Below are 12,623 nucleotides of genomic sequence, written 5' to 3'. Positions count from 1 at the left end.
CCCGCTACCGGCGCCCGACGTGCGCGAGTTCGGCCGGCGCGTCCGGCAGTCGGCGCATCCGGCGCAGCGGCGAGCACAGCAGCGGCAGCACGGCCAGCAGCTCGCCCAACGCACCGGCCCAGAGCGCCTGCCGGACGCCGAGGGTCTGCCCCAGCACCCCGCCGATCAGGGCACCGCCCGGCATCACCCCCCAGACCACGAACCGCACCGTCGCCGTCATCCGGCCCAGCAACGGCTTCGGGCACAGCCGCTGCCGGAAGGCGACCGAGGTGATCTTGAAGGTCATGAAGACCACCCAGCCCGCCGCCTGCAACAGCACCGCCACCGCGAACCACCCGTCGGCCCGGAACAGCGGCACCGCGAGCAGCCAGAGCACGGCGCTGCCCGCGACCGCCGCGCACATCGCCGGCCCCTGGCCGAGCCGGGCGGTCAGCCGCACCGTCAGCAGGCTGCCGACCAGGCCGCCGGCGGCCTCCGCGGCGAACACCAGGCCGCACAGGAACGGCGACAGGTGCAGCTCCCCCGCCAGCAGGACCAGCAGCATCGAGGCGCCGATCGTGCCGCACAGGTTGGAGACGGCCGCGGTGAGCGTGACCGCCCGCAGCAGCCGGTCGCCGAGGACGAAGCGCAGCCCCTCCGCGATCTCCGTCCGCAGGTCGACCCCGGTCCGGGCCCCCGTCCGGACCACCGGCCGGGCCGGGGCCCGCCGGATCCGGCCCAGCAGCAGCGCCGAGAGGCCGAAGCTGACTGCGTCCACCGCCAGCGCCACCGGCGCGGTCAACGCCGCGACCAGCGCCCCGCCCACGCCCGGACCGCCGACCTGGACGGCGCTCCGGCTCGCCTCGATCCGGACGTTGGCCGCCACCAGTTGCCCGTCCGCCACCAGGTGCGGCAGGTAACTGCCGTGTGCCACATCGAAGAACGCGGTGCAGACGGACATGCCGAAGGCCACCGCGTACAGCTGGGGGAGGGCCAGCGCCCCGGACCAGGAGGAGACCGGGACGGAGAGCAGCAGCACGGCGCGGACGGCGTCCCCGGCGATCATCACCGGCCGCTGCCGCACCCGGTCCACCCAGGCGCCCGCGGGCAGTCCGATCAGCAGAAAGGCCAGGTACTCGCAGGCGACCAGCAGTCCCGCCTCGAAGGGCGTGGCGTCCAGCGTGCCGACCGCCACCAGGGGCAGCGCGACCAGGGTGACGGCCGAGCCCGCCTGGCTGACGGTGTCGGCGGCCCAGAACCGCCGGAAATCGGCATGGCGGAGCGGGCCGGAGGGAGGAGGAGTCATGCCGGCCAGCTTTCCGAGCGCGCTCCCCGCGCGACCAGTGTTTTAGTCTGGGCGAAAACGTCGACAGGGGGATGACCATGGGCGAGCTACGGTTCGGGGCGCAGGACCTGGGCAATCTCAGGTTCGCGATCTCTCCGCTCTGGGAGACCGTGGCCGCCGTGCGCGCCGTCGCCGATCCCGGCCGGCACGTGGTGCACCTCCCCTGGCTCCGCCAGGCCTCGGCGCTGCGCCAGGACGCCGTGCCCGCCGCCCGGTTCGACCGGGTGGCGGGCCGGTTGACGCCCGCTCCGCGCTGCCCGCTGGCCGAGGTCGAGGAGGAGCTGTCCGCCCTGCTGGCCACCCCGGCCGAACACGTCCGGGACGTTCTCGCGGACCTGCCGCGGCCCGGCCCGACCCCCGTCGAGCAGCGGCTGGCCGAGGACCCGGAGCGCGTGCTGCCCGAACTGGCCGAGGCCCTGCACACCTGGTGGCAGGCCGCGGTCCGGCCGCACTGGCCGCGGCTCCGCGCCGCCCTGGAGGCCGACATCGCCCACCGGACGCGCCTGCTCGCCGAGGACGGCATCCACGAGGTGCTGTCCTCGCTCCACCCCACCCTGCACTGGACCGAGAGCCGCCTGCGCTCCCCCGACCTGCCGACGGCCGGCCCCGCCCTCGACGGCACCGGACTCACCCTCACCCCGAGCGCCTTCGCCGACCGTTGCCACCTGCTGCCCGGCCGGCCCGGAACCCCGCCCGCCCTGATCTACCCGGCCCGCGCGCTCGGCCTGCTCTGGGAAAGCCGGGAGAACACCGACGACGCACTCGCCCGCCTCCTCGGCCGCAGCCGCGCCCGCCTGCTCGCCTGCACCGCCTCCCCGACCACCACCACCCGCCTCGCCACCCGCACCGGCCTCAGCCTGGGCGCCGTCTCCCAGCACCTCACCGTCCTCCGCGACGCCGGCCTGGTCACCGCCCACCGCCACCGCCGCGAAGTCCACTACACCGCAACCGACCTGGGCACCTCCCTCCTCAGTCGGACGTAGCGCGCGTGTCGTGGATCCAGCGCCTGGGTGCGTGCAGCGAAAAGCGGCGGGAGGATGGGGGCGCCCCCGGCGGCGGGGGCGGGGCGGCCTGTCACGCGGTTCGCGTCCGGGTACGCGCGGCCCAAGGCGGGGGACGGGGCACCTCCGGCTGAGCGCTTGCGGAGCGCCCATGCCGTGGGGGCACCTGCCGGCCGGAGGCTGGGGGCCGTCGGGGGCCGACGACAACGCGGCGAGGTGCGTGCCCCGGGGCAGACCACGGCCGAAGGGGACGGGCGTGGGGCGGAGTTGGGCTGATCCGCGAGGCGCCTCCCGCCACCGCGGCGGCCCGGACGAGGGGCGTCCGCGCTCCTCGTCGGCGCCGGCGCTGCGGCGCTGTGGACAGGGTGACTCGTTCGGGTGAGGATGACCGTCCGGGGCCGTCGTGGGTGGTGGTCGCGGGACGACGCACAGCGCGGGGCGAGCCGTCGGAGGTCGTGGGGTGGAGTTCAGGATCCTGGGGGCGCTGGAGGTGCGGGTCCGGGACTCCGGGCCGCTCGCCGTCGGGGGCCGGCTGCAACGGACGCTGCTGGCCATGCTGGTGGCGCACGCCGGGCGGACCGTGTCGGTGCCCAGGCTGGTCGACGCGGTGTGGGACGAGTCGCCGCCCGCCACCGCCGCCCGTCAGGTCCGGAACATGGTCGGGCTGCTGCGCCGGGCGCTCTCACCGAGCCCGGGCCCGGGCCCCGGCCCGGGGTCGCCGATCCGCACCGACGGGCCCGGCTACCTGCTCGATCCGGACGGCCTGCGGATCGACGCCCGGGAGTTCGCCGCCGGGGTCGACGCCGCCGGGCGGGCGGGTGCGGGCGAGGCGGAGCGGCTGCGCGAGGCGCTGGAGCTGTGGCGCGGCCCGGCGCTGGACGGGCTGCCGGGCCGGGCCCTGGCCACCGTCGCCGCGGGCCTGGAGGAGCAGCGGATGGTCGCCCTGGAGCGGCTGTTCGAGGTGGAGCTGGCGGCCGGCCGGCACGACCGGATCATCCCGGAACTCATCGGCCTGGTCGGGGACTCGCCGCTGCGCGACGGCCTGGTGCGACACCTGCTGACGGCCTTGCTCCGGAGCGGACGCCGGGCCGAGGGCCTGGCCGCCTACCGCCGCTACGCCGCCCACCTCGCCCGGGAGTTGGGCCTGGACCCGGCGCCCGGGCTGCGCGCCCTCCAGCAGGAGCTGCTGGACCCCGGCGCGCGCAGCGAGCCCGGGGCGCCGCCGAGCCCGGCCGGGCCGGCGCGGCCGCTCCCGCCGCCCGCCCAACTCCCGTGGGGGTCGAGCGCCTTCGTCGGACGGGAGGAGCAGCTCGGCGCCATCGACCGCCGGCTGATCGGCTCCGGCGACGGTGCCCCGGACGCGACCGACGCCGCCATCGCCCCCACCGCCATCGCCCTGATCACCGGCGCGCCCGGGGCCGGGAAGTCGGCCCTCGCGCTGTGCTGGGCCCACCGCGCCCGGCAGCACTTCCCCGACGGCCAGCTCTTCACCGACCTGCACGGCTGGTCGGCCACCGGCCCCCAGCGCCCGCACGCCGTCCTCGGCTCCTTCCTGCGCGCGCTGGGCGTGCCCGCCGAGAACGTCCCCACCCGGCTGGACGAGACGGCCGCGCTCTACCGGTCCACGCTCGCCGGAAGACGGGTCCTGATCGTCCTGGACAACGCCCTCGACGCCGAGCAGATCCGCCCGCTGCTGCCCGGCACCGGCGGCTGCGCCGTCCTGGTGACCAGCCGTGAACGGCTCACCGGCCTCGTCGTCCGGGAGGGCGCCCACCGGATCGGGCTGGCGGAGTTCAGCCCGGCCGAGGGACGCGCGCTGGTCGGCCGGGTGCTCGGGGCCGAGCGCGTCGAGGCCCGGGAGCGGGCCGTCGCCCGGCTGCTCGACGCCTGCGGCCACCTCCCGTTGGCCGTCGCGCTCGCCGCCGCCCGGCTGCGCGACCGCCCGCACCACGACCTCACCGACTTCGCCGCCGAGCTGGCCGACAACCGGCTCGACGTCCTCAGCGGGGACGACGAGGACCCGTCCGCCTGCCTGCGCACGGTCTTCTCGTCCTCCTACCGCGCGCTCGACGAACCCGCCCGGCGCCTGCTGCGGCTGCTCGCGGCGAGCCCCGCCGTCGACCTGTCGGCGCCGGTCGCCGAGGTGGTCGGCGGCTTGGACCGGGAGAGCTGCGCGCGACTGCTGCGCCGGCTGGCCGACGTCCACCTGCTCACCGAGCACTCCGCCGACACCTACCGCTTCCACGACCTGCTCCGCCTGTTCGCCGCCGAGCGGGGCCGGGAGGAGGAGAGCGGCCGGTCCCGCCAGCTCGCCCTGGAACGCTGGTACGCCTGGTGCCTCCACCAGGCCTCCGCGGCCGCCCGGACGCTCACCCCCGGACGGCCCCGGGTCGCGCTGGCGCCACCGCCCCGGAGCGTGCCCGTCGCGGCGTTCACCGATCCCGCCCGGGCGCTGCGCTGGTGCGACGAGCAGCGGGCCAACCTGCTGGCCACCGCCGCCCACGCCGTCGAGCACCGGGACGACGAGGTCGCCTGGAAACTGCCCGCGCTGCTCTGGGGCTACCTGCACCGGACCGGGCCGAACGCGGAACGCCTGGCCCTCGGCCGGGCCGCGGTGACCGCCGCCCGCCGGCTCGGCGACCCGCTCGCCGTCGGCCGCAGCCTGAACGACCAGGGGCACGCCTGGAGCGCCGCGGGCGACCTGCGGCAGGCCCGGCAGCACTACGAGCGGGCCCTCGGCCTGGTCCGCGCGGTCGGCGACCGGGCGGTCGAGGCGCAGGTGCTGGCCAACCTGGGGGCCTGCCGGTTCCACTGCGCGGACCCCGCCGCGGCGGCCGCGCACTTCGAGGACGCCCTGCGGCTGCTGACCGCCGACGGCCCGGACGCCGACCAGTGGACGGTCCGGCTGTGCGAGGCCAGCCTGGCCGGCACCCAGCTGCTGCTCGGCCGGACCGAGGAGGCGCGCGCCCTGGCCGAACGGCTGCTCGCGCCGGAGCTCGGCCTGCGCGGCAGCATCCTGGAGTGCAGCCTGCAGAACGTCCTCGGCACGGCCCGCTACGCCACCGGCCGACCGGACGAGGCGCTGGGCCACTTCGAACGCTCGCTGGCCGTCGGCCGGACCATCACCGGGTACCTCGACCAACGCGCCGGCTCGCTGGCCGGCCTGGCCGCCGCCCAGCAGGCGCTCGGCCGGACGAGCGACGCCCGGCGCTCCTGGGCGGAGTCCGCCGCCCTCTTCGACGAACTCCCCGCCCACTACCGCACCGGCACGGTCCGCCTGCTGACCTCCCTCGGCTTCACCCCGCCGTCCCGGCCGCCGCGGCCGTAGGAGGCCGTAGGAGGCCGTAGGAGGAAATCCGCCGATATCTGCCGAACGGCAGATGTGGCCGGCGCGCGGATCCGGAAGGCTCTCCCGGGTACCGAACCGTGGGTACCGAACCCCTCCCCAGGAGATCCCGTTGAACTCGCGCACGCTCACCACCAAGGCCCTGCTCGCACTGGCCGCCGTCGGCCTGACGGCGGTGGCCGGATGCGCGGACGCCGGCTCCGTGGAGCCCTCGACCCAGGCGTTCGCCTTCGAGGGCAAGAAGCTGGACGTCAATTCCCGTGTCCCGACCGACCTGGTGGCGAGCGACCGCAAGGACGTCCTGGTCACCCTCTGGTTCGACGAGGGGCACTCGCTCGGCAGCAGGCACGTGGAGCAGAAGCTGGACGGCGAACGGCTGGACCTGGCGGCCGGCTGCACCGGCTTCGCCGACTGCGACGTCAGGTTCCGGGTCGAGGTGCCGCGTGGCGTCACCGTGCTGCGCAACGGCAACGCCACCGACCTCAAGGGCTGACCGGAGCGGCCGACGAACCGGTCAAGGGCTGGTCGGCGAGGGGCTCCCGGCACCGGGCCGCAGGAGCTTCCCGCCGACCAGCGTCTCCGCGTAGGAGAAGACGTAGCCCCGGCCGACCTCCAGCGGCGCCAGCGCGGCGAAGTCGGCGCCCGGCCCGTCGAAGAGGCGCAGCGACGCGTCGCCGGTCCAGATCGGCGAGAACTCGACGCCGGTCACCTCGGAGGCCACCAGGTGGCCGCGCGTCTCACCGGTGCCGGCCCAGTCCGGGAAGGCCAGCGTGTGCGCCAGCGGGACGTCGTGCAGCAGCGGCGGGCCCTCCACCTGCCCGGTGAGCGTCACGGAGGCCTCCGCCGCCCGGTGCCCGTCGACCGAGAGCGCGCCGGCGAAGGTGCCGCCCTCGGCGAGCCGGGGGCCGTGCCCGCCGACCGTCGTGGCGCGGCTCTGGTGCACCACGCCGAGCTGCTTGGGCATGCCCTGCACCCAGCCGCGGACCATCGGCACCGGGTGGTCCACCCAGGCGAACGGGGAGCGGGCCATCGGGCGGCCCTCGAACTCGCAGGACAGCAGGATCAGGAACTCGGCGAACTGGCTGCGCCCCGGGTCGGCCAGTTCCGCGCCGTTGGCCGAGCACCACTGCCACTCCGCGAAGACGGCGGCCGCGGCCCCCGGGTCGGCGCCGGGGCTGAGGCCCGGGGGCAGGAAGGCCGCCGCCGCGTCCGGGTCCACCCGGTACTCCACCATCACCACCTCGCCGGTGAAGTGCCACGGCGGCGGGGTGAGCATCGAGGAGTGGCCGGACGGCGACAGCGGAAGGCTGTAGCCGACCGGCCCGGTGGTCCGTGGATCGGTCGTGGTCGAGGTCGTGGTCATGGTCGTACTCCGGTTCTCATCGGGAACGGGTCATCGGGAACGGGTCATCGGGAACGGGTCAGGGAGAGCCAGCCGGTGGCCAGCCGTTCGCCGGCCTCGGCCAGCCGGTCCGGCGGGTTGAACGAGAAGGCCAGCCGCACCGAGGGGGCCCCGGTGGGGCCGAAGCGCGAGCCCCGGGCGATCCGCACGCCGGCGGCGTCCGCCAGGGCGGCGATCCGGTGGTCGGACGGCCCGTGCGGGAACGACAGCCAGAGGAAGTAGCCGCCGCCGGGCACCCGGCAGCGCCAAGGCCGCTCGCCGCGGCGGGAGCCGGCGATCCCGAGCGCCTCGGCGAGCGCGTCCCGGCGCAGCCGGAGCCCGGCCCGCAGTTCCGCCAGCCGGCGGTCGAAGCCGCCGTCCCGCAGCAGTGTCGCCACGGTGAGCGAGGTGGTGTGGTTGACGGCGCCGCCGCTGACGAACAGCCCGTGCGAGACCAGCCGTTCGACCAGTTCGGGGTCGCCGAGCAGCCAGCCGAGGCGCAGGCCGGGGGCCAGCGTCTTGGAGAAGGTGCGCAGCCGCAGCACCCCCCGGTAGCCGGCCAGGGCCGCCATCGACGGCGGGGGCGGGGGGCCGTCCAGGGTGAGCTCCGCGTAGGCGTCGTCCTCCACCACCGGCAGCCGGTGGGCGGCGGCCACCGCGAGCAGTTCCTCGCGGCGGCTGAGCGGCACGGTCCGGCCGGTCGGGTTCTGGTGGGTGGGCGTCAGGTAGAGGAAGGCCGGCCGCCGCCCCGCCCGCCGCAGCCCGGCCACGGCCTTGTCCAGCGCGACCGCGCTGGTGCCCAGGCCGTCGGCCGCCAGGCGGTGCAGGGCGAGGCCGCAGTCGGTGAAGAGCAGTTGGGCCAGGTCGTAGCTCTGCTCGTCCAGCAGTACGACGTCACCGGGGCGGGCCAGCACGGTGGCGATCAGCTGCAGCGCCTGGGAGGTGCCGGCGGTGAGCAGGACGTGCTCGGGTCCGCACGGCACCCCGTCCAGGCGCGCCGCCCGCTCGGCCAGCGGCTCGCGGAGCGGGAGCGCGCCCTGGTCCTCGCCGTAGCTCAGCGCCGCCGCCCCGTACTCGGCCAGCGCCCGGGCACCGGCCCGGTGCAGCTCCGCCACCGGCAGCAGCGCGGGTTCGAGGTAGCCGGGCCCGAGGTCCAGCCGGCCGGGCGGGGCTACCTCCTGGACCACGCCGCGGTGCCAGTGCCGGGTGTGCGGCTCCGGGCCGGACGCCGCCGACGCGGCAGCGGCAGCGACACCGGCAGGGGTCACCTGGCCTCCAGCACCGAGCGCAGCACGTCGACCGAGGCGGCCAGCGGGCCGGCCGAGCGGGCCAGCGCGATCCGGATCATGTGCTGGCCCTCGGTCGGGTCGTCCCAGTGGAACTTCTCGCAGGGCAGGGCGTAGACGTTGTGCCGCTGGAGCTCGTTCCACACCTCGACGCCGATCCGCTCGGAGAACCGGACCCGCTCCACGCTGCTGCGGCTGTCCGGGTCGGGGCACTCCACCCCGGGCAGTCCGGCGAGCTTGGCGCGGACCAGGGCGCGGTTCCCGGCGATGAACTCGTGCAGGTCGGCCAGCCCGCCGGCGGCCGCGTCCAGCGAGAACTCCCGGATCAGCGCGAGGATCAGCGGGGAGACGCCGAGCAGGATGTCGGAGTAGATCTTCTCGACCGGCAGGCCGACGCGCTCCGAGAAGACCAGCAGACCGGCCTTGAGGTCGAGGGTCGGCCAGAGCTTTCCGGTGTCCTCGATCACCACCCAGCGGCAGCCGCTGGCCTCCAGCACCGCGTAGTGGTCGTAGTGGGCGCGGGGGTCGAAGCCGCGGAAGGACGTGTCCAGGGCCAGCACCACGTCGTGCTCGGCGCACTGTTCGGCGATCCGGCGCAGCCGCTCCTCGGCCAGCACCGTGCCGGTCGGGTTGTTGGGGGTGGTGACGAAGACGCAGCCGACCTCCGTCAGCAGGCTGTCGGGGAGGTCCTCGTGGTGCAGCGGCTCCTCCTCGACCGGCACCAGCCTGAGGCCGTTGCCGCGCAGCAGGTCCGCGATGTTGTCGAAGGTCGGGTGGACGAGGGCCACGGTGTCCACCGAGCCGGCCAGCGCCCGGGAGAGGATCTCCATCGCGACCGAGGAGGAGTAGCAGCTCAGCACCCGGCCGGGCGCGGTCGGGTAGCCGTGCTGGCCGAGCAGGGTGAAGTAGGCCTGGTGGGCCTCGCGTTCGATCAGCTCGACCGGGCGCTGCTCGCCCTCGGCGAAGAGCTGCGGCAGCTGGTCCACGATCTTCGTCTGGCCGTCGGTCAGGGCCTGGCGGGCGTGGCCGTCGGCGACGTTCAGCTCGCTGTTGAGGGCGAGGTACTCCCACTGGGTGAGGTTCTCGATGGTCTCGTTGGTCGCGGTCACGGGTGTCTTCTTGTCTCTCGGAGGGGTGGTGGTGGGGTGAGGGGCGGGGGTCGTCAGTAGATGACCCGGTCGGCGGCGCTGCGCCGGCACTCCCGCGACCTGCGCAGGTCGCGCGCGATGTTCAGCCGACGCAGCCAGCGGTCGGTGCCGTCGTAGCGGGCGCGGAACGGCCGACGGCCGTGCACCACGCGGTAGTTGTCCAGGAAGCAGAGGTCGCCGGGGCGCAGCACGAGGTCGGTCAGCGCGGCGTCGATGGCGGCGGTCGCCTCGGTCAGCACGGCCTGCTCGGCGGCCTCGTGCACGCCCTGCATGTAGTAGGGGTCGATCACCAGGTACGGGTCGTCCGGGTCGCCGAAGAGCACGGACTGCGGCTCGGGGCGTCCCAGCGCCTCGGTCACCCGCCGGGCGGCCTGCCGGCGCAGCCGCGTCACCCGGTCGTCGCCGCCCTGCTCCGCGCCGTCGGCCGGACCGCGGTGCGCGTCGTCGGGCAGGATCCGGAACCGCGGCCGGGCGAGCGCCTCGCGCAGCTCCCGGTCGAGCCGGACGTCGGCGATGTCGGCGACGGTGGTCTCGGTCAGGTCGGGGTTGCGCAGGCACATCAGGCCCAGGTAGTCGGTGCGCAGCGGGTGGAAGGCGTCCTCGGTGTGCCAGCTCAGCTGCTGCTCGCTGCCGTAGCCGATCTGGTCGTCGCGGTACTCCTCGACGGGGTAGACGTCGTGCATGATCAGCCCGTCCTGCTGGGTGGCCCAGCCGATCGGGTCCCCGAGCACGCTGCCGATCAGGAAGAACGCCAGGTCCTGGCGGAGCGAGGGGGCGGGCACCGCCGGGCGGCGGCGCTCCAGCGGAGTGGGGCCGAGGTCCGCGTCGTCGACCGGGAGGCCGGTGACCACCAGGGCGCCGCAGGGCTCGGTGAGGCGGAAGTCGTTCAGCTCGGCGCGGAGTCGGCGGGGCAGCTCCTGGGCGAGGGTGCGGCTCTCCCGCTGGAACTCGGCCGACTCCACGGTGTCGTGACGGCGGGCCAGTTCGTCGGCGGTCCCGAGGATCGCGGCGACCTCGTCGTCGTCGAGCGCGATGACGTGCATGCTCGGGTTCTCCTTCCGGGTCGGGGCGTTGGGAAGCGTCGGGGTGTTGGGAAGCCTCGTCGATCTCCGGCCGGGACCGCGACGATCTTGAACGAGGAGCGAAATTGGCACGGGCGTGGGCCGCGGTCAGCCCTCGGCAGGGTCGACAGGCGTGGGCGTCGGCCGGAGGGAGCGCAGCGCGGGGCTGCACAGGCCGGCCACGGCCACCAGGCCCAGGCCGGCGGCGCAGGCCAGCACGCCGGTCGCGGTGCCGCCGTGCCGGGCCGTCAGCAGTCCGCCGAGCAGCGGGCCGAGGGCACCGGCGGCGCCCGAGCAGAACGCCGCCGCAGCGCTCAGCCGGCCCCGCAGCTCGTCCGGGACGACGGCGAGCTGGTACGTCAGCACGGCCGTGTTCGCGGCCGGGGCGAGGAACGCCGCGACCCCGAGCAGCAGGCCCAGCGGGATCCCCGCGGGCACCAGCACCATCAGTCCGGTGGCCGCGGCGGCGACCGGGGCGAAGCCGAGCACCAGGACCCGCGGCGGCAGCGCCGCGTACAGCCGGGGCGCGAGGACCGCGCCCAACAGGCCTCCGGCGCCGAGGCAGGCCATCATCAGACCGATCTGGCCGGGGCCGATCCGGTCCTCGCCGGAGCGGGCCAGGATCACCACCAGCAGGGCGTTGAAGAGCAGGTTGACGGCGGCCATCCAGAGCAGGCTGGCCCGGATCACCCGGCCGCGGAGCACCCGGCGGAACCCGGCGAGCGCCGCCCGGGCCCCGCCGGTCCCGTCCGGGTCCGCCTCGCCGGTTCCGTCCGCGTCGGCGGCCGCGCCGGTGGCCGGGCCAGCGGCCGGTCGGGCGGCGGGCCGCGGCGGCAGCCGCAGGGCCAGCAGGGTGGCGAAGGAGAGCGCGAGCATCACCGCCGTGGTGGTGAACGGCCCGGTCGGGTGCACCGTGAAGAGCAGGCCCGCGGCCACCGGGCCGAGCAGGGTGGCGAGGAAGGGGCGGGCAGCGTTGCGGGCCAGTGCGGACGGCAGTTGCTCCGCCGCGACCACCTGGGGCAGCGCGGCGTGCTCCGCGGGCCCGAAGACCGCGCCGAACGCGCCCTCCACCACCACGAGCACGACCAACTGCCAGAAGGCGTAGTGCCCGAGGGCCAGCGAGAGCGCCAGCGCGCCGGTCGCCACCGCCCGTACGCCTTCGCAGCAGATCATCACCCGGCGGCGGTTCCACCGGTCGGCGATCACCCCGGCCGGCAGGGTCGCCGCCATCCGGACCGCCGCGAGCAGCGAGCTCGCGGCGCCCATCTGGAGCGGCGAGCCGCCCTGGGCCAGGATCAGCAGGGGGATTCCCACCAGGGCCAGCTCGAAGCCGAGTTCGGAGCAGAGCCGACTGGTCCAGAGGATGTTGTAGTCGCGGTTGCGGGCGAGCGGCGCCGGGGGTGGGGACGGCGCCGGCCGGGTCTCCGAAGTCTCCGTGGTCACTGGGGTCACTGGGGTCATGGCGTTCGCGGGTCTTCCTGTGCGCGGCGGGCCAGCCGGCCGGAGAGCTGGAGGTGCGAGACCCGGCCGTCGTGGTCGCGGAGGAACCTGCCGCGGTGGCCGAGCGGGCCGGTGGCCCGTTCGCGCAGGACGAAGCGCAACCCGGCGTCGCACTCCAGGGTGTAGAGCGGCGCCGACGCGTGCGGCGCCGCCGAGCCGAGGCCGAGCCGGAGCCCGCCGTCCGCGTCGCGGGTGACGGCGTACTCCAGCTCGCCGTTGGTGTACCGGCCTACGCAGTCCGCCGGTCCGGGGACGGTGGGGCCGAGGCCCGCCGCCCCGGTGCTCGGGTGGTCCGCCACCGGGAGGCCGGACTCGCGCAGCCGGTCGAGCAGGTCGGTCCACAGGGCCTGGCCGGTGTCGGCCTTGCCGGTGAGCGCGACCACCGTGCCGCCGACCGGGTCGAACCGCAGATGGCAGGAGGTGCCGTCGCCGGTGCCGTCGTGGCCGAGGAACACCGGGCCGTCGCCGCCGTCGCCGTAGCGCGCCCAGCCCAGACCCCAGCCGTCGGCCAGGCCGTACGGTCCCGCGCCGGACGGGGCGAGCTGGTCACGGCACATCTCGGCGACCGCCTCGGGC

Annotated in this window: 9 protein-coding genes and 1 pseudogene; 3 read left to right on the top strand and 7 right to left on the bottom strand. The window is 75.9% G+C overall.

Going from position 1 to position 12,623, the window contains the following annotated elements:
• Nucleotides 1-4: 4 nt before the first annotated feature.
• Nucleotides 5-1,285: an MFS transporter gene (locus tag AB0N76_RS28990; RefSeq protein ID WP_363562019.1), complete on the bottom strand. Its 1,281-nt coding sequence runs from the start codon at nt 1,283-1,285 to the stop codon at nt 5-7.
• A gap of 77 nt (nt 1,286-1,362) precedes the next feature.
• Between AB0N76_RS28990 and AB0N76_RS28985 the strand changes: the two genes are divergently transcribed.
• The 3 genes from AB0N76_RS28985 (at nt 1,363) to AB0N76_RS28975 (ending at nt 6,164) form a co-directional block, all read left to right on the top strand.
• Nucleotides 1,363-2,307: a DUF5937 family protein gene (locus AB0N76_RS28985; protein ID WP_363562017.1), complete on the top strand. Its 945-nt coding sequence runs from the start codon at nt 1,363-1,365 to the stop codon at nt 2,305-2,307.
• Nucleotides 2,308-2,785: 478 nt separating this feature from the next.
• A complete protein-coding gene (locus AB0N76_RS28980; protein ID WP_363562015.1) occupies nt 2,786-5,653 on the top strand; it encodes a BTAD domain-containing putative transcriptional regulator in 2,868 nt (955 codons plus the stop codon).
• A gap of 130 nt (nt 5,654-5,783) precedes the next feature.
• Nucleotides 5,784-6,164 carry a hypothetical protein gene (locus tag AB0N76_RS28975; RefSeq protein ID WP_363562013.1) on the top strand — a complete coding sequence of 127 codons (381 nt, stop codon included), beginning with the start codon at nt 5,784-5,786 and terminating at the stop codon, nt 6,162-6,164.
• Nucleotides 6,165-6,185: 21 nt separating this feature from the next.
• Here the strand turns inward: AB0N76_RS28975 and mppR are convergent, their stop codons facing one another.
• The 6 genes and pseudogenes from mppR to AB0N76_RS28945 form a co-directional block, all read right to left on the bottom strand.
• Entirely contained in the window at nt 6,186-7,034 is an 849-nt protein-coding gene (gene mppR / locus AB0N76_RS28970; RefSeq protein ID WP_363562011.1) for an enduracididine biosynthesis enzyme MppR, read from the bottom strand.
• 44 nt (nt 7,035-7,078) lie between these two features.
• A complete protein-coding gene (locus tag AB0N76_RS28965) occupies nt 7,079-8,320 on the bottom strand; it encodes an aminotransferase class I/II-fold pyridoxal phosphate-dependent enzyme (RefSeq protein WP_363562009.1) in 1,242 nt (413 codons plus the stop codon).
• Complete coding sequence (mppP, locus tag AB0N76_RS28960) at nt 8,317-9,447, bottom strand: enduracididine biosynthesis enzyme MppP (RefSeq protein WP_363562007.1); 1,131 nt, start codon at nt 9,445-9,447, stop codon at nt 8,317-8,319. Before mppP ends, AB0N76_RS28965 begins: the two co-directional genes overlap by 4 nt.
• Before the next feature lie 53 nt (nt 9,448-9,500).
• The gene (gene gntD, locus AB0N76_RS28955) at nt 9,501-10,529 is read right to left on the bottom strand and encodes a guanitoxin biosynthesis L-enduracididine beta-hydroxylase GntD (protein ID WP_363562005.1); all 1,029 of its coding nucleotides are present in this window, start codon (nt 10,527-10,529) and stop codon (nt 9,501-9,503) included.
• Between the two features lie 126 nt (nt 10,530-10,655).
• Nucleotides 10,656-11,990 carry an MFS transporter gene (locus AB0N76_RS28950; protein WP_363562003.1) on the bottom strand — a complete coding sequence of 445 codons (1,335 nt, stop codon included), beginning with the start codon at nt 11,988-11,990 and terminating at the stop codon, nt 10,656-10,658.
• A gap of 14 nt (nt 11,991-12,004) precedes the next feature.
• A pseudogene (locus tag AB0N76_RS28945) lies at nt 12,005-12,623 on the bottom strand (penicillin-binding protein); the annotation flags it as partial.

The sequence above is a fragment of the Kitasatospora sp. NPDC093806 genome (assembly GCF_040683335.1).
Lineage (GTDB): Bacteria > Actinomycetota > Actinomycetes > Streptomycetales > Streptomycetaceae > Kitasatospora.
This window is presented reverse-complemented; position numbering and strand designations above follow the sequence as displayed.